This is a genomic window from Janthinobacterium sp. MP5059B (assembly GCF_001758645.1).
Taxonomy (GTDB): domain Bacteria; phylum Pseudomonadota; class Gammaproteobacteria; order Burkholderiales; family Burkholderiaceae_D; genus Janthinobacterium; species Janthinobacterium lividum.
The window spans coordinates 28,490-48,433 of the sequence record NZ_LRHX01000023.1 but is presented as its reverse complement, the minus strand read 5'-3'; the positions used below and the strand labels follow the sequence as shown (position 1 = coordinate 48,433).

The 19,944-nt window shown below is 64.4% G+C and carries 16 protein-coding genes and 1 tRNA gene; 3 read left to right on the top strand and 14 right to left on the bottom strand.

Annotated features, from left to right (window positions below; genetic code table 11):
* Positions 1-86 precede the first annotated feature (86 nt).
* The 5 genes from gdhA to JAB1_RS27825 form a co-directional block, all read right to left on the bottom strand.
* A complete protein-coding gene (gdhA, locus tag JAB1_RS27845) occupies positions 87-1,430 on the bottom strand; it encodes an NADP-specific glutamate dehydrogenase (protein WP_034784281.1) in 1,344 nt (447 codons plus the stop codon).
* 206 nt (positions 1,431-1,636) lie between these two features.
* Positions 1,637-2,884 (bottom strand): DUF819 family protein, encoded by a 1,248-nt coding sequence (locus JAB1_RS27840; protein ID WP_070282889.1) that lies wholly within the window; start codon positions 2,882-2,884, stop codon positions 1,637-1,639.
* A gap of 184 nt (positions 2,885-3,068) precedes the next feature.
* On the bottom strand, positions 3,069-4,430 hold the full coding sequence (gene yegQ, locus JAB1_RS27835) for a tRNA 5-hydroxyuridine modification protein YegQ (RefSeq protein WP_070282887.1): 1,362 nt from the start codon (positions 4,428-4,430) through the stop codon (positions 3,069-3,071).
* 92 nt (positions 4,431-4,522) lie between these two features.
* The gene (locus JAB1_RS27830) at positions 4,523-5,911 is read right to left on the bottom strand and encodes an FAD-binding oxidoreductase (RefSeq protein ID WP_070282885.1); all 1,389 of its coding nucleotides are present in this window, start codon (positions 5,909-5,911) and stop codon (positions 4,523-4,525) included.
* Positions 5,912-6,093: 182 nt separating this feature from the next.
* Entirely contained in the window at positions 6,094-6,732 is a 639-nt protein-coding gene (locus tag JAB1_RS27825; RefSeq protein WP_070283039.1) for a TetR/AcrR family transcriptional regulator, read from the bottom strand.
* Positions 6,733-6,837: 105 nt separating this feature from the next.
* Here JAB1_RS27825 and JAB1_RS27820 point away from each other — a divergent pair, with 105 nt between their 5' ends.
* Positions 6,838-8,058 carry a TCR/Tet family MFS transporter gene (locus tag JAB1_RS27820; RefSeq protein ID WP_070282882.1) on the top strand — a complete coding sequence of 407 codons (1,221 nt, stop codon included), beginning with the start codon at positions 6,838-6,840 and terminating at the stop codon, positions 8,056-8,058.
* Here JAB1_RS27820 and JAB1_RS27815 read toward each other — a convergent pair.
* The 4 genes from JAB1_RS27815 to JAB1_RS27800 form a co-directional block, all read right to left on the bottom strand.
* Positions 8,055-8,300 carry a DUF1059 domain-containing protein gene (locus JAB1_RS27815; RefSeq protein ID WP_070282880.1) on the bottom strand — a complete coding sequence of 82 codons (246 nt, stop codon included), beginning with the start codon at positions 8,298-8,300 and terminating at the stop codon, positions 8,055-8,057. The two genes, JAB1_RS27820 and JAB1_RS27815, sit on opposite strands and share 4 nt — an antisense overlap.
* Before the next feature lie 71 nt (positions 8,301-8,371).
* The gene (locus JAB1_RS27810) at positions 8,372-10,741 is read right to left on the bottom strand and encodes an acyl-CoA dehydrogenase (RefSeq protein ID WP_083300049.1); all 2,370 of its coding nucleotides are present in this window, start codon (positions 10,739-10,741) and stop codon (positions 8,372-8,374) included.
* A gap of 121 nt (positions 10,742-10,862) precedes the next feature.
* Complete coding sequence (locus JAB1_RS27805; RefSeq protein WP_070259850.1) at positions 10,863-11,204, bottom strand: hypothetical protein; 342 nt, start codon at positions 11,202-11,204, stop codon at positions 10,863-10,865.
* 286 nt (positions 11,205-11,490) lie between these two features.
* Positions 11,491-11,566 (bottom strand) — tRNA-Phe (locus JAB1_RS27800).
* A 119-nt stretch (positions 11,567-11,685) separates the two neighbouring features.
* On the opposite strand from JAB1_RS27800, the gene JAB1_RS27795 reads away from it, so the two are divergent.
* Positions 11,686-12,456 carry a hypothetical protein gene (locus tag JAB1_RS27795; protein WP_240317666.1) on the top strand — a complete coding sequence of 257 codons (771 nt, stop codon included), beginning with the start codon at positions 11,686-11,688 and terminating at the stop codon, positions 12,454-12,456.
* A gap of 42 nt (positions 12,457-12,498) precedes the next feature.
* Here the strand turns inward: JAB1_RS27795 and JAB1_RS27790 are convergent, their stop codons facing one another.
* Entirely contained in the window at positions 12,499-12,927 is a 429-nt protein-coding gene (locus tag JAB1_RS27790; RefSeq protein ID WP_070259846.1) for a hypothetical protein, read from the bottom strand.
* 208 nt (positions 12,928-13,135) lie between these two features.
* Here JAB1_RS27790 and JAB1_RS27785 point away from each other — a divergent pair, with 208 nt between their 5' ends.
* Positions 13,136-14,131, top strand: a complete 996-nt coding sequence (locus JAB1_RS27785; RefSeq protein ID WP_070282876.1) for a cytochrome-c peroxidase — start codon at positions 13,136-13,138, stop codon at positions 14,129-14,131.
* A 42-nt stretch (positions 14,132-14,173) separates the two neighbouring features.
* Here JAB1_RS27785 and JAB1_RS30455 read toward each other — a convergent pair whose 3' ends face one another.
* The 4 genes from JAB1_RS30455 to JAB1_RS27770 all read right to left on the bottom strand — a co-directional run bounded on the left by JAB1_RS30455 (position 14,174) and on the right by JAB1_RS27770 (position 19,873).
* Positions 14,174-15,649, bottom strand: coding sequence for a S9 family peptidase (locus JAB1_RS30455; protein WP_254672283.1), 1,476 nt, complete (start codon positions 15,647-15,649; stop codon positions 14,174-14,176).
* Positions 15,562-16,566: a hypothetical protein gene (locus JAB1_RS30450; RefSeq protein ID WP_254672281.1), complete on the bottom strand. Its 1,005-nt coding sequence runs from the start codon at positions 16,564-16,566 to the stop codon at positions 15,562-15,564. The genes JAB1_RS30455 and JAB1_RS30450 overlap by 88 nt, the downstream gene beginning before the upstream one ends.
* Positions 16,567-16,663: 97 nt before the next feature.
* On the bottom strand, positions 16,664-18,928 hold the full coding sequence (locus JAB1_RS27775; protein WP_070282874.1) for an EAL domain-containing protein: 2,265 nt from the start codon (positions 18,926-18,928) through the stop codon (positions 16,664-16,666).
* Between the two features lie 138 nt (positions 18,929-19,066).
* On the bottom strand, positions 19,067-19,873 hold the full coding sequence (locus tag JAB1_RS27770; protein ID WP_070282872.1) for a YggS family pyridoxal phosphate-dependent enzyme: 807 nt from the start codon (positions 19,871-19,873) through the stop codon (positions 19,067-19,069).
* Positions 19,874-19,944: the final 71 nt, after the last annotated feature.

Genomic DNA, 19,944 nt, shown 5'->3' with positions numbered 1-19,944 from the left:
GCTTCTCGGCCACCTCTCTCTTCCGCTCGCTACGGTTTTGTCAGGTGTCGTTAATTCTCAAGATGCCCCCCGCATCTGTCCTGGAGTTAAATCACCCCTTGCGCCAGCATCGCATCGGCCACTTTGACGAAGCCGGCGATATTGGCGCCATCCACATAGCTGACCGTGCCGTCGGCGCGCGTGCCGTATTGCTTGCACGCGGCGTGGATGCCTTGCATGATCTGCAGCAAACGCGCATCGACTTCTTCGCGCGGCCACGATATGCGGGCCGCGTTCTGGCTCATTTCCAGGCCGGACGTCGCCACGCCGCCCGCATTGCTGGCCTTGCCCGGCGCGTACAGCACGCCGGCCGCTTCGAAGGCCTTGGCGGCCTCGATGGTGGTGGGCATGTTGGCGCCTTCGGCCACACATTGCACGCCATTGGCAATCAAGGTGCGCGCATCGTCGATGTTCAGTTCATTTTGCGTGGCGCAGGGCAGGGCGATGTCGACCGGCACATGCCATGGCGATACGCCTGCTTCGAAGCGCACGCCCGTGCGCGCGGCGTAATCGCTGACCCTGCCATACAGATGGTTCTTGATTTCCATCAGGATGGCCAGCTTTTCCGGCGTGAAACCTTCCTCGTCGATGACGGTGCCGCTCGAATCGGAGACGGTGATGACTTTCGCTCCCATGGCCATGGCCTTTTCCACCGCGTATTGCGCCACGTTGCCCGAGCCGGACACGGACACGCGCATGCCTTCGAACGAGCGGCCCCGGGTTTTCAGCATTTCCTGCGCAAAATACACGGTGCCGTAGCCCGTCGCTTCCGGACGCATCAGCGAGCCGCCGAAGCTGGCGCCCTTGCCCGTGAATACGCAGTCGGCGCGGTTGCTGAGTTTTTTCATCATGCCGGCCATATAGCCCACTTCGCGCCCGCCCACGCCGATGTCGCCGGCCGGCACGTCCGTGTCCGAACCCACATGGCGGAACAGTTCGCTCACGAAGGCCTGGCAGAAGCGCATCACTTCGCCCGGGCTCTTGCCCTTCGGATCGAAATCGGCGCCGCCCTTGCCGCCGCCCATCGGCAAGGTGGTCAGGGCATTCTTGAATGTCTGTTCGAAGGCGAGGAATTTCAGCACGGACAAGGTGACGGAAGGGTGGAAGCGGATGCCGCCCTTGTACGGCCCGATGGCCATGCTGTGCTGGATGCGGTAGCCGCGATTGACTTGTACTTGCCCGTGGTCATCGACCCACGACACGCGGAACATCACCACGCGCTCCGGCTCGATCAAGCGTTCCAGCAAGCCTTGTTCCGCGTATTTCGGGTGCTGTTCCAGGAATGGCCACAAGCTCTCCATGACTTCGGTGACGGCTTGCAGAAACTCGGGTTGACCTGGATTGCGTGCGGCGACATGCTGGACATACTCGTGAGCAGATGCGTATTTCATCAGAATTCCATGGAGGTAATCGGTTATTTGGGCAACTATCATCGCAGATTTTGCACGAAAATGGTGCGGAAATTTGGTTTTGAGGGGTTTCTGCTACATTGTGGGGATTTTTGAGGACGTTGCGGCCGATGCGAGTGGTAAACGACAACGCCAGCCCGAAGGCTGGCGTTGTCGTTGCGGATCGCCTAGTCAAGCCAGGATCGCCATCACCCCGCCATGCTGCGCAGGATCAGCCCCGTGATGTAGGCGCCGTAGGTGCCCAGCGCGTAGCCAAGCACGGCCAGCAGCACGCCGACGGGAGCCAGGGCCGGATGGAAGGCGCTGGCGATGACGGGGGCGGAGGCGGCGCCGCCGATGTTCGCCTGCGATCCCACGGCCATGAAGAACAGGGGGGCGCGGATCAGTTTGGCGACGAGCAGCATCAGGCCGCCATGCACGGCGATCCAGATCAGGCCCAGCAGGAACAAAAACGGCTTGTCGAGCAGGGCGCCCAGGTCCATGTGCATGCCGATCGTTGCCACCAGCACGTACAGCATGGCCGAGCCGATGGTCGAGGCGCCCGCGCCTTCCAGGCTGCGCGCCCGGGTAAAGCTGAGCAGCAAGCCGAAGGTGGTGGCGAGCACGACGATCCAGAAGAAGTTCGATGTCAGGCTGTAGTCCTGCAAGCGCCATGCGGCGGGCAGGGTGTTGATCCAGCTGATGATGGGGCCGGCCAGGAAGTGCGACAGGCCCGTCACGCCCAGGCCCACGCCGAGGATGATCATGATGTCCGTCAGGGTGGCGATGCGCGCGTGTTGCGTGCGGTAGCTTTCGATGCTGTCCTTGAGCGCATTGATGGCCGTCAAATCGGCCCCCGTCCAGCGGTCGAAGGCGCCCGCGCGGCCGGCCAGGAACAGCAGCACGGCCGTCCAGACGTTGGCCACCAGCACGTCGACGGCGACGAACTGGCCAAACAGGGTGGCGTCCACTTCAAACACTTCCTTCATGGCTGCCTGGTTGGCGCCGCCGCCTATCCACGAGCCGGCGACAGTCGTCATGCCGCGCCACGTGTCGCCTGCCACCGTTTCCGGGTGGATCAAACGCAAGGCTTCGAATGAGACGAGGGCGCCCAGCATGACGCCCAGGGTGCCGGTCAGGAACATGATGATGGCCTTGGGGCCGAGGCGGATGATGCCGCCGAAATCGATGGCCACGCACAGCAGGACCAGCGCGCTGGGCAGCAGGTAGTCGCGCGCCACCGCATACAGGCCGGAAGCGTTGCCATCGATGATGCCGAAGGTGTTGAGCAGTGCCGGGATCAGGTAGCACATCAGCAGCGACGGGATATACGTATAAAACTTTTTCCAGAAGCCATCCTGGCGGGAAGCGGTCCAGAAGACGGTCCCCAGGGTCATGGCGAGCAAGCCGAGGACGACGGCGTCATTGGTGATCAGGGCGGTAGTGGCAGGTGGCATCGGGGATTCCGGTGAACGTGTCAGGGACGCACCGGGTGCCGATAAGGCCCCCGGGCGCAGGGTGGCCGTATCGTATAGCAATGTTGAAGCCTAAACAAATTGTTTAGGCGGTGATGCGTGGATTTTTACTTGTCAAATCAAACACTTAGATACTGGTTCCTCACCCCGCGCGGCAGACTGGCGGTTACAAATAACGTGCCAGCAAGGCCTTGTCGAGGGCCCCGTCGAGTTCGATGCGCACGAAGTGGCCGCTGCCGGGCGCCACCTGGATCTCGCTGCCGTCATCGCTGAGCATGCGGGCAATGGTGAAATCGCGGTTGCCACCCGGATGCACGGCCTCGATGCGGTCGCCCACGGCGAAGCGGTTTTTCACTTCCACCCTGGCCCAGCCATCCGTCACGCCCAGCACGTCGCCCACGTACTGGCTGCGGTCCGCCTCGGACGCGCCGCGCATGTAGTTCTGGTGCGCCTGCGTGTGGTGGCGCTGGTAGAAACCGTCCGTGTAGCCGCGGTTGGCCAGGCCTTGCAGCTGACCTAAGAGACCAATATCGAAGGGGCGGCCCGCCACGGCGTCATCGATGGCCTGGCGGTAGACTTGCGCCGTACGCGCCGCGTAGTACAGCGACTTGGTGCGGCCTTCGACCTTCAGCGAGTCGACGCCGATTTTCACCAGGCGCTCGATGTGCTCGACGGCGCGCAAATCCTTCGAATTCATGATGTAGGTGCCGTGCTCGTCCTCGAGTATCGGCATCAGCTGACCCGGACGCTGGGCTTCTTCAATAAAATATGGCTGGTCGGCCAGCGGGTGGCGCGGCTGCTGGTGCAGGGCGGAAAACGCGTTGTTGTCGGCTTCGGCCAGCGCCTGGTGAAATTCCAGCGGCACTACCTGCATGCCGCCCAGGTCGCCGCTGGCGTCTTCGGACGCATTTTTCACCTTGTAATCCCAGCGGCAGGAATTCGTGCACGTACCCTGGTTCGGGTCGCGGTGGTTGAAGTAGCCGGACAGCAGGCAGCGGCCCGAATAGGCGATGCACAGGGCGCCGTGGACGAATACCTCGAGCTCCATTTCCGGGCAGCGCTGGCGGATTTCCTCGATCTCGTCGAGCGACAGTTCGCGCGACAGGATCACGCGCGTCAAGCCCATGCGGTGCCAGAATTTGACGTCGGCCCAGTTGACGGCGTTCGCCTGCACCGACAGGTGCACGGGGACGTCCGGCCACTTGTCGCGCACCATCATGATCAGGCCCGGGTCGGCCATGATCAGCGCGTCCGGGCGCATGGCGATCACGGGTTCCATGTCGCGCAAATACGTTTTCAGCTTGGCGTTGTGGGCGAAGATATTACTGGCGACAAAGAATTGCTTGCCGCGCGCATGCGCGCCATCAATTCCCTCCTGCAAGGCTTGCAAGGTCGAAAAATCATTATTGCGCACACGCAAGCTGTAGCGCGGCTGGCCCGCGTAGACGGCGTCAGCGCCAAAGTCGAAGGCGGCATGCATCTTGGCCAGGGAGCCGGCAGGCAGGAGGAGTTCGGGAGCGTGGCGCATGGAGGATGGGCAAAGCCGGCGATTGTAAGCGGGCGGCGAGCGCATTGCATTGCCCTGGATCAAGGGATTGCAAGGCGCTGCGCCGTGGCAGCCTAGGCGGCCGGACAGATGTTCTGGTTGGCGCGGAACAGGTTGGCGGGATCGTATTGCCTCTTGATGCGCGCCAGGCGCGGATAGTTCACGCCATACGCGTCGGCCGTGCGCCCGCTTTCATCTTCGGTCAGGAAATTGACGTACACGCTGCCCGTCGCATACGGCGCGGCGTCGTTGAAAAACTCGCGTGCCCAGGCGATGCAGCGTGCGTCATCGGCCGGCTCGTCCCAGCGCGTGTGCACGTTCATCACGTACAGGGCGTCGCGGTGCGGATAGGCCGTATCCTGCGGCGCTGGCCGGCTCGCCTGCGCGCCCAGCAGGCCGAGGAAGATTTCGCATTGCGGCGTCGGCAGCTTGCCTGCATGGCGGATGACGGTATCGATGGCCGCGTCGCTGAGCTGCGTGAAGTTGTGCGATTTCCAGTAATTGCGCGCGCCCGGCGTGAGCAGGGCATCGAACGCCTGTTGCCAGGCCGTGTACGGCATGCTGCCCAGGTGCATGCCCAGCGGCTGGCCGAAGCTGCCGATGCGCTCGATCGCTTCCTGCATGGCGGCAGATTGCACGGGTGAAAAGACGGGCAGGACCAGCACGTCCTGGCCGTGTACTTCCGGTGGCAGGAAGGGCAGCGGCGGCGCCTTGCGCAAGACGGCCCAGACGGTCAATTCATCGGGCATGCCGTCGACGAAATCGCGGTATTTCGTAAGCACCGCCTTGGCTTGCGCGTAAGGAAACACGATGAGGCCAGCCGTCACTTGCGGCCCCACCAGATGCAGCTGGAATTCGAAGCGCGTGACCACGCCGAAGTTGCCGCCGCCGCCGCGCAAGGCCCAGAACAGGTCGGGATGCTCCATCGCGCTCGCATGCAGGAATTGTCCGTCGGCCGTGACGACATCGGCCGCCAGCAGGTTGTCGGCCGCCAGGCCCAGCGTGCGGCTGAGCCAGCCAAAGCCGCCGCCCAGGGCCAGTCCTGCCACGCCCGTGGTGGAATTGATGCCCAGCGGCGTGGCCAGGCCGAACGCTTGCGCCTCGTGGTCGAAGTCGTGCAAGGTGGCCCCGCCTTCGACGTGGGCGCGGCGTTGTTGCGGATCGATATGCACCGAGCGCATGCCGGACAGGTCGATCACCAGGCCATCGTTGCACAGGGCGCTGCCGGCGATATTGTGGCCGCCGCCGCGCACGGCCAGGGGCAGGCCGTGGTCGCGCGCATATGCCAGTGCCGTGCGCACGTCGGCCGTGCCCGCGCAGCGCGCGATGAGGGCCGGATGCCGGTCGATCATCGCATTCCAGACGGCGCGCGCGCTGTCGTAGCCGGCGTCGTTCGTTTGTAGCAGTTGCCCTCTCAATGAGGCTTGCAACTCATTGAGCTGGCCGTTCGTCAAGGTATTCATCGTGTACCTCCCAGCGGCTGCATGCGGTTATGGGTATGGTGACGGGAAGCAGGAGGACTGTCCCCGCGTGCCGGCCTGCATGCATCGTTTGCCAGCGCGTGGTTTCATGATAGGAAGGCACCAGACGGTACGCAAGCCCAGGTGCTGGCAAATGAAATAAGGAAATGCGAGGGGTTGCCGCTTCAGGCGTAGGGCGTGCCCGCCATGGCGGCGTTCAAGCCCGTGTGTCCCCGGTCCACCAGGGACAGGAAGCCGGCCTTGGCCAGTTGCGCGTCGCCATGTTGCGCGAAGGCACGGTGCGCTTCGATGAGGGCGGTGCTCCAGGTGGCCAGCAGTAGGCTGGCCGCCAGGTGGGCGAGGGGATCGCTTGCATCGCGCCCCGTGGCGTCGGTCAGCGCTTGCGCCACCACTTGCGCCAGTTCGTCGCGGATGGCCCGCGCCCGCGCTTTCAAGGTATCGCTGGCTTCGATGGTGGCAATGAAACCCTGGCCGGCGGCGGAAAAGGTGATGTAGGGACTGTCTTCCAGTACCAGCCGGTGCGCCAGCAGGCGCAGGGTTTCGATGGGCGGGATGGCGGGATCGCGCTGGCGCAAGGCATCGCGCAGCAGTTCGCGCCCCTCTTCCTCGCGGTCGAAGAACATGTCTTCCTTGCGCGGGAAATGGTTGAACACCGTCATGCGTCCCACGCTGGCGGCCGCCGCGATCTCGTCCACCGTCACCTGCTCGAAGCCGCGCACGAAGAACAGGCGCGTGGCGGCATTCGAGATGGCTTGGCGGGTGGCAAGGCGTTTGCGGGAGCGGAGGTCGGAAGGAATCGTCATGTTGCCGCGATCATACACGAAGTGTACTGAGTACAGATAAGGCTTGCTGGCGCGGCAAGGCTGGGCGTACTATTTGTGTACTGAGTACATATTTAGATTGAGTATATGAAAGAATCTGTTCCCGTGGCAGCGCTGCCCGTCATCTTTACCACTGTCGTGCTCGACGCCGTCGGCATAGGCCTGATCTTCCCTATCCTGCCGGCGCTGCTGCGGGAGGTCACGCACGCCGATAACGTGGCGCCGTATATCGGCATCATGACGGCCCTGTATGCATTGATGCAGTTCATCTTTGCACCCGTGCTGGGGGCGCTGAGCGACCGCCTGGGGCGGCGCCCCGTGCTGCTGCTGTCGCTGGCGGGCGCGGCCGTCAATTACCTGTTCCTCGCCTTTGCGACCAGCCTGTGGATGCTGCTGCTGGGGCGTGCCATCGCCGGGTTGACGAGCGCCAACGTTTCCGTGGCCACCGCCTACATCACCGACATTTCTCCCGAGGTGAAGCGGGCGCGCCGCTTCGGCTTGCTCAACGCCATGTTCGGCGCAGGCTTCATCATCGGCCCCGTGCTGGGCGGCGCGCTGGGTGATTACGGGCTGCGCCTGCCGTTCATGGCGGCAGCCGTTTTGAATGCCGGCAATTTGCTGCTGGCCTGGCATCTGCTGCCAGAATCACGCCACCCCTCGCGCACGCCGACACGGGGGAAAATCGACCTGGCGGCATTGAACCCTCTGCGCCCGTTGCGCTGGGTTTTCTCGGAGAAAAGCTTGCTGCCGATTACCGTCATCTTCTTTACCTTCAGCGCGGCCGGCGAAGTGTATGGCGTGTGCTGGGCGCTGTGGGGACACGATGCGTTTGCGTGGAACGGGCTGTGGATCGGCCTGTCGCTGGGCGCCTTTGGCGTGTGCCAGGCGCTGGCCCAGGCTTTTTTACCTGGCCCGGCCGTGAAACTGCTGGGCGAGCGCGCCACCATCCTGGCGGGCGTGGCCTGCGCCTGCGTGGCATTGACCGTCATGGCGTTTGCCACGCGCAGCTGGATGATCTTCGCCATCATGCCCGTGTTCGCCCTGGGCGGCATCGGCGCGCCGGCCTTGCAGTCGCTGGCCACGCGGCAAGTTGCCGAGGACCGGCAAGGCCAGTTCCAGGGCGTGCTGGCCTCGGCCGTGAGCCTGGCGTCCGTCCTGTGCCCGCTGGTGTTTTCCAGCATCTATTTTGGCGTCAGGGCGTACTGGCCCGGCGCCGTCTGGCTGTCGGTGATCGTCGTGTACGCGGCACTCGTGCCGCTCGTGCTGGGCTTGCGCTTGCAGAAACCGGCGCAAGCCCTGGCAGGCTAGTGCGCGTGCGAGGCCCCGCTGCTGCCGGCTTGTCCCGTCATGGGCAGATGTTCGGGCGGCATGCCGTCCTTGAACAATTGGCGTAGTTGCTGGCGCAGCTCCGGGGTATCGTGGTGATGGTGTACCGAGACTGCGTGTTCCACAGCAATGCCCAACAGCTCTTCCTCGCTGTCAGCCGAGATGGCTACCGAGCAATGCGTGTCGCTTGGGAATTCCCTGCAATCGATGTATTTGCGCGTCATGATCGACTCCTTTCTGGAAAGAGCGGGCACAGCACCCGCTCAATTCAGTATAGGCCGCAAAGCAGCTCCGCCTAGGCTGCGCGGCTCTCGCCAGCGGATCCGTCATCAAGACGCTGCATGGCGCCGCCTTGAGCCAGATGCGCCGCATCGGCGGGAAAATCGTCGACCTGGATCAAGCCGTCGACCAGGCGCGCATATTCGAGCAAGGTATTGTGCTCCTGGCAGCTGACCGAGCCTGCGGCCTTGGCCGTTGCCAGCCACTGCTGCATGGCGGACAGGCTTTGCGGCAGGTGCCGCAGGGCTGCGCCTGCGGGCGTGTCTTTCAGGCGTTTTTCGATGTGCAGCACCTCGGCCAGCAGGGCCAGTGCCCGCTCGGCGCAAGCCACGGGATCTGTGTTGTCGTTGGCCACATAACCGTCGGCCAGCAGGCGCTCGCGGTCGGCGCCCGGCGTTTGCAGGGCCAGCGCCACTTCACTGCCAAGCTCGTCGGAAGGCGGGCGATGCGGCAGGCCGAAGGGAAACAGCAGGGTGCGCAGCAGCACGGCCAGCACGCGCGCGGGGAAATTATCGAGTACGCCCGTCAAGCCCTGTTGCGCCTTGACCAGCGCATCCTGCAGCGACCAGTGCACATAGGGCAGGTCGGCTTCGGGGCGGCCATCGTCCTCGTAGCGCTTCAGGACGGACGAAGCGAGGTACAGTTGCGCCAGCACGTCGCCCAGCCGGGCGGACAGCCGCTCGCGGCGCTTGAGCTCGCCGCCGAGCACGAACATCGACATATCCGTCATGACGGCAAACGCCGTCGACAGCCGCGTCAGGGCGCGGTAGTAGGGCGCCAGTGCGGGCGCGCCGGCGTCGGGCGCGGCCGCCAGGCGCGCGCCGCCCAGTCCGTACCATAATCCCCTGGCCAGGTTGCCCAGCACAAAGCCCACGTGGCCAAAGAAGGCAGCATCGAAATCCCGCAGGGCCTTGCGGCCATCGCTTTCGCTGACGGCGGCCATTTCCCTGAGCACATACGGATGCGCGCGGATGGCGCCCTGGCCGAAGATGATCAGGCTGCGCGTGAGGATGTTGGCCCCTTCGACGGTAATGGCGATGGGGATTTGCTGGTAGGCGCTGGCGAGGAAATTGTTGGGCCCCACGCAGATGCCCTTGCCGCCGAGAATGTCCATGCCGTCATTGACGAGCGCGCGGCCCCGTTCCGTGACGTGGTATTTGACGATGGCGGAAATGACGGCCGGCTTTTCGCCCAGGTCGACGGCGTGCGCGGCTAGCGTGCGGGCCGCGTCCATCAGGTACAGGTTGGCGCCCATGCGGGCCAGCGCTTCCTGCACCCCTTCGAATTTGCCGATAGCCATGTTGAACTGGCGCCGCACGGCCGCATACGCGCCGGTGCCGCGCACGGCCATCTTGCCCATGCCCACGCTGGACGAGGGCAGCGAAATGGCGCGCCCGGCCGCCAGGCACTCCATCAGCATGCGCCATCCCTTGCCCACTTGCGCCTGGCCGCCGATGACCCAGTCGATGGGAATGAAGACATCGTTGCCCGAGGTGGGGCCGTTCTGGAACGCGGCGTTCAATGGGTGATGGCGGCGGCCGATCACCACGCCGTCGTGGCTGGCGGGGATCAGGGCGCAAGTGATGCCCGGCGTGTCATTCTCGGACAGCAGATGTTCGGGATCGCTGGTTTGGAATGCCAGTCCCAGCAAGGTCGCCACGGGCGCCAGGGTGATGTAGCGCTTGTTCCAGGTGAGGCGGAAACCCAGCGTGGCGCGGCCCTCATGCATGCCCATGCACACGACGCCCAGGTCGGGAATGGCGGCCGCATCGGAACCCGCATACGGGCTGGTGAGGGCAAAACAGGGAATCTCGGTGCCGGCGGCTAATCGCGGCAGATAATGGTTTTTCTGTTCTTCGGTGCCGTAATGCAGCAGCAGCTCGGCCGGCCCCAGCGAATTGGGCACCATCACGGTGACGGCCAGCGCCGAGCAGCGGCTCGACAATTTCATGACCACTTGCGAGTGCATATAGGCGGAGAATTGCTTGCCGCCGTATTGTTTCGGGATGATCATGCCGAGGAAACCTTGCGCCTTCATGTAGGCCCAGGCCTGGGGCGGCAAGTCCTGCGCCTGCTGCGTTTCCCAGTCGTTGACCAGTTCGCACAGCCGCTCGACGTCATGCTCGAGAAAGTGACGCTCCTCGGTCGTGAGCGAGGCATGTCCATAGTCCAGCAGCTTGGGCCAGTCGGGCCGGCCGGAAAACAGGTCCGCGTCCCACCACGTGGTACCCGCTTCGAGCGCGTCGCGTTCCGTGTCGGACATGGTTGGCAAGATGCGCTTGAACAAGGCCAGCAGGCGCGGGGTGACGAGGGCGCGGCGCACTGGGCCGGGGGCGAACAGTAAAGCCAAGCCCAGCAGGGCTACCATCAGTAGGATCGTCAGCATGCGTATCTCCCTGTGTAATGAGAACAGGGTAGGCCGATTTGGCGAATGTTACTGTGCGGTACAGCGCATACGCACAACGCCAACCGCATGGGTTGGCGTTGTGCGTATTGCGTGGGGCGTATTAACGTTGCGGGACGACAATCACCGTGTCGCCCGTCTTGCCTTTGGCGCCGTCGTCGCCCTTGGCGCCATCGTTGCCTTGAACACCATCGTTGCCTTGTGCGCCAGTGGCGCCCTTGGCGCCGTCATATCCGGCGGCACCGCTGTCGCCGGTCTGGCCCGTGGCGCCGGTCGCACCGGTCGCGCCGGCAGGGGCTTCAGCGCCCGTGGCACCCGTAGCGCCGGCAGGACCAGGCGCACCGGCAGGGCCAGCGATGACTTGCACAACAGGTGGCGCTTCGCGCTGGCAAGCGGTCAAGGCGAGGGTAGAGGCGAGCGCGAGCAATATCAGGGTAGTTTTCATGATGCATCCTTTGGCAGTGTGCCGTGATGTACGGAACGGCTCGACGGCGTCGGGCGCGAGTTTCGCATGGCGGTGTTACGGAGAGAATCTGATCAGGTGGCCGTTGCGCCGTGTCGCGCAGGACGCTGGCGGCGGGAAGGGGGTGTGGTCTGCCTGCAGCATGTGCTCTTGGGCGGCCGCAGTCCGTACGTTTGCGTACATAGCGGCGGGGTGGGGGAGGGTTTGGCAAAGAGAAACAAAAAAGCCAACCCGAAGGTTGGCTTTTTGCTATGTGCTGCTGAATTCTTGGTGGCCCGGGGCGGAATCGAACCACCGACACAAGGATTTTCAATCCTCTGCTCTACCGACTGAGCTACCAGGCCAAGGCGGCGAATTATAGCAGAAAGACTTTCCACCTGACCAGAGCTAGCTGTGTTCAAATGCAACAGATGGCCAAAACATAGTGTTTTGGCATCCTTGTATGAACTGAAGGGATGTGGCGATGCAGCGATGTATTGGAGTGCAAGGCCTGGCGGTGGCGGGCTTGTTCGGCTTGTTGTGCGGCACGGCGCGGGCCGACGGGCTCGCTGATTTGAATGCGGCGCTGGCGCGCTTGCAGGGCCAGATGCCCATCAAGGCGCAGGTCGAATCGAAATCCTGGCGCCGCGAGGGCGAGGGCAAGGCGGCGGAAGAGGATAGCGGCCAGGCCACTGTCACTGTCGAGGGCGGGCCGGCTGGCTTGCAGGTGCTTTATGGCAAGGACTTGCTGGCGAAAGTGGAAGCCGAGCAGCGTGCCAGGGTGAAGGATCCGAAGGTCAAGACGCCGATCGGCTTTGCGCTGGGGGAAATGAAGGCGACGGAGCTGCGCTCCATGGTGTCGGCGGCCGATGCCCTGTCGCGCGAGATCGAGGAAGCTGTGTTCAGCAGCGAAAAGATGGATAGCTACAAGGGCAAGCCGGCGCGTTTGCTCAGCTTTACCTTGTCGCTTGACAAGGTGCCTGAGAAAGACCGCAAGTATGTGAAGAAGTTCGAAGGCGGCATCGAGGTATGGATCGCCGCAGACGGCACGCCGCTGGCCAGCCATTTCCACTTTGACGTGAGCGGGCGCGCCTTTGTCGTCGTCAGCTTTACGCAGAAGTCGGACGAGACGCGCCAGTATGGCGTCAGCGGCGACCATTTATTGTTGCTGCGCAAGGAGAGCAAGAATGCCACCGCAGGCGCGGGCGAGAAGGTGGAGAGCAAGATCGTCAAGACCTTGCAATTGCAGTCCTGACGTGTTGCAGAAGCACTCAAGCCGCTGATCCAGCGGCTTTGTTTACATGGCGGCGCTGCCGCCCAGGGCGCTCTTCTGCAGCACGCAGCGCCCCGCCTCGCAGGTGGCGCCCGGGTCCGTGACGATGGAGCAGGTCGACATCATGCCGTCCGCTTGCTGCTGTTTGCGGCTCGCCTCGGCTTGCGCCTGGGCCAGTGCCTTGAGTTTCTTGCCGTCATTACCCTTGCTGGACCATGCCAGGTAGCGCTCGGGGCCGCCGCAAGCCTTGGCGCCGATGGCGATGGTCTGGCATTGCTGGGTGGAATCGCAGGCGGCTACGCCCACTTCCGCCTGGATTTGCGCCAGCAGGCCGGCATTGCCGGGGGCGGGCGGCGCATCATCTTGCGTGGGGGCGCTGCCGCAGGCGCTGGCGGCCAGCAGCAGGAAGCTGGCGCACGCGGCGCGCAGCAGGGAGTAGGTAGGTGTGTGCATGCCTTTATCATGTGCCACGCTTGCGTAAATGGCAAGCGCGATTCGCACTTGGCGAGAACCTTGACCCTGGTCATTTTCCTTATTAACTAGTCAAAGTTAATATAAATCAACATCCAACCAGCGATGTACGGGTGGCAACCGGGCCGGTGCGCTGCATTCCCGCGCCGGCGCGCGCCGCCGATTCGGGAATACTTCCAGGAGTTAGATTATGCGCCGCACCCTCTCACCCTTTCTCTTCATCACCAGCCTGGCTCTTGGCGGCGTTCTGCATGCCGCCGACAAGGAGCCGATCCAGCCCATCACCGCCGCCAAGATCGCCAATCCGGCCATGGTCGAACTGGGCAAGAAGCTGTTTTTCGATCCCCGCCTGTCGCGCTCGGGCTTTATTTCCTGCAATAGCTGCCACAACCTGAGCATGGGCGGCACGGACAATATCAAGACCTCGATCGGCCACAGCTGGCAGCGCGGGCCCATCAATTCGCCCACGGTGCTCAATTCCAGCATGAACGTGGCGCAATTCTGGGATGGCCGCGCCAAGGATTTGCAGGAGCAGGCGGGCGGTCCCATCGCCAATCCCGGCGAAATGGCTTTTACGCACGAGCTGGCCATCGACGTGCTGGCCTCGATTCCCGCCTACCGCGCGGAGTTCCGGCAAGTGTTTGGCCAGGATAAGCTGACCATCGAGCAAGTCACGCGCGCCATCGCCGCCTTTGAAGAGGTGCTGGTGACGCCCGGCTCCCGTTTCGATCAATGGCTGTCGGGCAAGAAAAGCGCGCTGACGAAGGACGAGCTGGCCGGCTACCAGCTGTTCAAATCGAGCGGCTGCATCGCCTGTCATAACGGCCCCGCCGTGGGCGGCAACACCTTCCAGAAGATGGGTGTGGTGGAACCGTATAAAACGGCGATGACGGCGCAGGGACGCTCGGCCGTGACGGGCAAGGATGCGGACCGCTTCAACTTCAAGGTGCCGACCTTGCGCAACGTGGAACTGACGTATCCCTATTTCCACGATGGCGAAGCGGCGACGTTGACGCAAGCCGTCGACGTGATGGGCCGCCTGCAGCTGGGCCGTACCTTCACGCCCGATGAAAACGCCAAGCTGGTGGCCTTCCTGAAAACCCTGACGGGCAAGCAGCCGCACCTCGTGCTGCCGATCCTGCCACCGTCGTCGGACACGACGCCACGGCCGGTGCCGTTTGACTGAATGAGTCCATGAAAAATGCCCGCATCAAGCGGGCATCGGGGTTTATTTCAATGTTCTCTGGAACAACTGATAAATCCGGCGGTACTCGTCATACCACGCCTCCGGCTGCACGAAGCCGTGGCGCTCCATGGGGTAGCTGGCCATTTCCCAGTTATCCTTTTTCAGTTCGATCAGGCGCTGCGACAGGCGCACGGAATCCTGGTAAAACACGTTGTCGTCGATCATGCCGTGGGCGATCAGGAGGTTGCCCGTCAGCTTGTCCGCGTATTCGATCGGCGACGAGATTTTATAGGCTTGCGGATCGATGTCCGGCGTGTTCAGGATATTCGCCGTGTACTCGTGGTTGTATGTGGTCCAGTCCGTCACGGGACGCAGGGCGGCGCCGGACTTGAAGATTTCCGGCGCGCGCATCAGGGCCATCAGGCTCATGAAGCCGCCATAGCTGCCGCCATAGATGCCCACGTTCCGGATGTCGCCCTGGTGCTGTTGCGCCAGCCAGTTGGCGCCGTCGACAAAATCTTCCAGTTCCGGGTGGCCCATCTGGCGGTAGATGGCCGTGCGCCAGGCGCTGCCGTAACCGAGCGAGGCGCGGTAGTCGACGTCGAGCACGATGTAGCCTTGCTCGACCAGCAGGTTGTGGAACATCTGTTCGCGGAAGTAGACGGGATAGCGCTGGGTCACGTTTTGCAGGTAGCCGGCGCCGTGCGCGAACATGACGATCGGATAGCGCTTGCCCGCTTCCAGTTGCGCCGGGCGGTACAGCTTGGCCCAGATCGGCGCCGCGCCATGCGTGGACGGTACTTGCACCAGTTCCGGCATGACCCAGTTGCGCGCCTTGAAGGCGTCGCTGCGCGTATCGGTCAGGATACTGGCCTTGCCGCCCGCGACGGCAACCGTCGCCAGCTGGGCCGGCATATAGCTGGTCGAATAGCGCAGCAGCAGCTTGCCGTTATCGGGCGACAGGCCGAAGTTTTCCACGCCTTTCAAATTCGTCACTTCGCGCGCGCCGCCTTCCCTGGCCGTGCTGGCGCATACTTCATACGTGCCGGGCGCCTGCCGGTTGCACATGAAATAGGCATGCTTGCCGTCGCGACTCCATTCGACGGCGCTCACTTCCCACTGGCCGCTGGTCAGCGCGCGCGCCGGGGCCGCGCCCGTCTTCGTGTACAGGTGGGCGTAGCCGCTTTCCTCGGACAGATACCACAGGGTGGTGTTGTCGGGCAGCCAGCCGAATTCGTCGGCGCGGCGGTTGACCCAGGCCGTGTCGCTGATGCGGTGCACGGGCACGAGGGCGGCGTTGGCCAGGTCGACATTGGCGAGCCAGCCATCCTTGTTGTCGACGGCGCGGATGCGCACGGCCACCTTGTTGCCGTCATCGGTCCAGGCGATGCCGTCGCGCTGGGCGTCGATGCGCACGGCACGGTTGCCTTTCAGGGGCGGCAGCTTCTGTTCGGCGCGCAGACTGGCCAGCGGGTCGGTAGCGATGCCGGGCAGGCTGTCGAAACCGATCTCGCGCACGGTGCCCGTGCGCAGGTCGGCCAGCTTTCAGGTCTTTTTTGCGCGATCGGCATGTTGCGTCCCACGCGCGTGCGCTCGTCATCGACGTCCGGGTAGCCCGTTTCCGTCACGTAGCGGGCCAGTTTGCCCAGCTTGCCCTTTTCGGCCGCCTTGTCTTGCGTGACGAACAGCAGCCAGCGGCCGTCCGGCGACAGGGCGCTGCCGGAAATGGTGACTTTGTCGCCCAGGTAGATCGGTTCCGGCGCGCGCGTGGCGTCCAGGCGGCGCTCTTCATGGCGGCGTTCGCGGTTCGCGTCGCGGTCTTGCTTCTGGCGTGCCAGGTTGACGATCAGGCGCAGTTGCAGGTCGCGCAGGGCGTCCGCTTCCGGTGTGGCGTCCGGGTCCTTGGCGGCGCGCAGCAGGGCGACGGGGGCGCTCAGGCGCTCCGCGCGGCTCCAGCTGAACCAGTCGGTGCCGCTGCGGTATTGCACGGCGCCGCCGTCGGCGGAATATTGCGGGTCGCTGATGGCCGTGACGCCGCGCGTGATTTGCGTCAAGGCGCCGCTTTTCAGGTCGCGCTCGAACAAGTCGCCGTTGCGCAGCAGGATGGCGCGCGTGCCGGAGCGGTTGACGACCATCTGCTGGCCATCGAGATTGGCCAGCTGCGCATCGTCGACCTTCTTGCCGCTATTCAGTTTGGCGTTTGCGCCTGGCAATTGATACGTGTCGCGCAGGGGTCGAGCCGAGGCGTTTTTTAGCTTTGTAGTTAGAAGCTTGGCCAATTTCCAGCCCCACCATGCCGCTTCGACGGGCGTGCCGATCCAGTCGGGGTCGGCCATGGCCTGGTCCAGCGTGATCGGCGTGGGGGTGGATGGGGCCGCATGCGCGGCGGGCAGGGCGGCTATCAGGGTGAGCAGCAGGGGAAGAACCAGACGCATCGGGGATCACTTTAATCAAAGGGGATGGTGAAGGTACAGGCTATGAGGCCGGTATTCTAGCGGAGGAGTTTCGTGCGGGAAATGTCGGAAAGCTAAGCTAAGCTTGGCGCTGGGCCAGCCAGGCGAGAAAGTCATCGAGCGGCATCGGCCGCGCATACAGGTAGCCCTGCAAGCCGTCGCAATCGTGGGCGATCAGGAAGTCGGCCTGCTCCTGCGTTTCCACGCCTTCGGCCACGACGCGCAAGCCCAGGTGGCGCGCCATGGCCAGGATCGCTTGCACGATGGCCGTGTCGCGCGCATCGTGCGGCGTGTCGTCGATGAAGCGCTTGTCGATCTTGAGTTCGTACAGCGGCATCGACGTCAGGTAGGCGAGGCTGGAATAGCCGGTGCCGAAATCGTCGATGGAAAAGCGGATGCCGAGGGCCGCCAGTTCGCGCATGCGCGCCAGCGAGGCGTCGCGCTGGTCGATCAGCAAGCCTTCCGTCAGTTCCAGGATCAGGGCGCCGGCCGGCGTGCCGTGTTCGGCCAGCGCGGCCTGCACGCGGGTGGCAAAATCGGGCTGGCGAAACTGGGCCGGACTCACATTCACGGACAGGGCGACAGGCGATCCGGCCCGCGCCAGCATGGCGGCGGCGCGGCACGCTTCGCGCAGGGCCCAGTGGCCCAGCTTGACGATCAGCCCCGATTCCTCGGCGATGGGGATGAAGATGGCGGGAGCGATATGGCCGCCGTCCGCCTGCGGCCAGCGCATCAGCAGTTCGGCGCCCGTCACCCGGCCATGGCGGTCGACCTGCGGCTGCACGTGCATGCATAATTCACCGGCGTTGAGGGCGCGCGCGAGTGTCCTTTCCAGGGTCAGGCGGCGTTCCACGCCCGCCTGCATGGCCGCTTCAAAGAAGGCGATGCCGTTGCGTCCTTCCGCCTTGGCCCGGTACATGGCGATGTCCGCTTCGCGCAGCAGGTCGTGCGCCTGCTGGCCCGCTTTCGGCAGCAGGGTCACGCCGATGCTGGCGCTGCAATGATAGGACTGCCCTTCGATCTCGAAGTCGCGCGCGATGGCGGCACGGATTTTCTCGGCCACCTGGGCCGCCGCGCGGGCGGCGTTGTGCAGGTCATCGGCCAGGTGCGCCAGCAGCACGACGAATTCGTCGCCGCCGATGCGCGCCACCGTGTCGGCCTTGCGCATCAGCTGCGCCAGCCGTTCGCCGGCCAGGCGCAGCAGCGCGTCGCCGGTGGCGTGGCCGCGCGCGTCGTTGATGTGCTTGAAGTGGTCGAGGTCGATGAACATCAGCGCACTAATGGTATGGCCGCGCGGCGCGGCGGCCAGCAGGTGGCCGATGCGGTCCATCAGCAGGCGCCGGTTGGGCAGGCCCGTGAGCACGTCGTAGAAGGCCAGGCGGTGGATGTCCGCTTCCGATTTCTTGCGCTCGTCGATTTCGCGCTCGACGGCCACCCAGTGCGTCTGCCTGCCGTCCGCATCCGTGAACGGCACCAGTTCCGCTTCGACCCAGTACGCCTTGCCGGCCTTGTTGTAATTGAGCAATTCCGCGCGTGCCGGCTGGGCGCGGGCCATGGCGGCGGCGATGCGCGCCAGTTCGCCCGCATCGGTGGCGGGGCCTTGCTGGAACAGCAGGCTGCGGCCCAGCACCTCGGCGCGCGCATAGCCGCTGCTGCGCTCGAAGGCGTCGTTGACGAAGATGATGCGCGTGGCCGGCGCCGCACCCGCGCCTGGCGGGCCATCGGCCACTTCGGCGAGCATCACCATGTCGTTCAGGCGGGCCAGCGCCGTGGCCGTCAGGCGCAGATCGGCGTTCAGCTGCGACAGGGCCTGGCTGCTGCGTTCCAGGTGGCGCAGCAGGAAAGCGCAGGAGAGGGTCAGCACGGCGGCGATGAACAGGAAGTTCAGGGCCACGATCAGCGCGCGCAGCACGGGGGAGTCGGGCACGCCGCGCAATTGCAGCTCCACGTCGGGATGCAGGCCGAGGAAAAAGATGGTCAGCGAAGTCAGGGCCAGGGTCGACAAGGCTGGCCGCATCCCCAGCAGCAGGGCCGCCAGCACGGGCATGAGCATCATGTAGATCTGGCTGACGGGGCCGATTTTCAGCAGCAGGCCCACGCCCACCAGGTAGGCGACGATCAGGAATTGCCACACGCGCCAGCGGTAGGGCATGGCGCGCAGATGCCAGATGAGGCCGACCCAGCCGATGGCCAGCACGTCGAGGGCGACTATGGACCAGATAGCTTCGCGCGCCGCCAGCAGGGCGCTGGGAATGGCAGTGACGATGCCAAGCAGCAGCACCGCCTGCAGCAGGCGCGCAAAAATCTGTCCGCGCCAGTGCGCGAGATCGTTTGACGCGGCCACGCTGCCGTCCTTTCCCCAAGGAGCTGTGCTGCCGAGCTGAGCAGTATGGTAAAAATATTACGCGGTATCGTTCTGCATGTCATCTTGATCATTCGATATGATTGACTGCGCGACCACCCGCAGGGCGCATCGGGCCGTCTATTCCTTTTCCGCCGTGGGCCAGTAGTGGCTATCTGGCGTGTCCCGTGCGCCGAAGATGGCCTGGCCGACCCGCACGACGGTGGCGCCTTCTTCAATGGCGATTTCATAGTCGCCGGACATGCCCATCGACAGCTGGTCGAGGCCGATGCCATCGGGAACATCCTGGCGCAGCCGGTCGCGCAATGTGCGCAGCAGAACGAAGCAGCGGCGCACGCGCACGGCTTCCGCCGACAACAGCGCCAATGTCATGAGTCCGCGCACCCGCAGCGCCGGGAAGGCGGGCAGCGCGCGCAGGAAAGCGGCCACCTCGTCCGGCGGCAAGCCGTACTTGCTGGCTTCTCCCGAGGTGTTCACTTGCACGAACACATCGAGCCCCCGTCCTGCCGCTTGCAGGCGCCGTTCCAGCGCCTCGGCCACGCGCAGGCTGTCGAGAGCCTGGAATTCGCTGGCAAAGCGCGCCACCAGTTTGGCCTTGTTGGTCTGCAAATGGCCGATCACCGACCATTGCAGGTCGCCCAGGTCCGCCATCGCTTCCCACTTGCGGCCTGCCTCCTGCGGCTTGTTTTCTCCCAGCATGCGGCAACCCGCGGCGTAGGCCAGGCGCAGGCTCGCCTCGGGCTTGGTCTTGCTGACGGGCAGCAGGCGCACGCCGGCCGGATCGCGGCCGACCCGCTGGCATGCGGCGGCCATGCGCGCGTGCACGGCGGCCAGATTGCGGCGGAAGTCGTCCACCGACACGGCTTGCGGCCAGCGCCCATGCTGCGCGTGCATGGTCGCAGTGAGCAGGGGAGTGTCATTGTTCATGTGTCAGCCTTGTGTCAGCCTTATGAGCGGCAGGAGTCGCCGCAGTGATGTATGATTGTCCTATGCCAAAA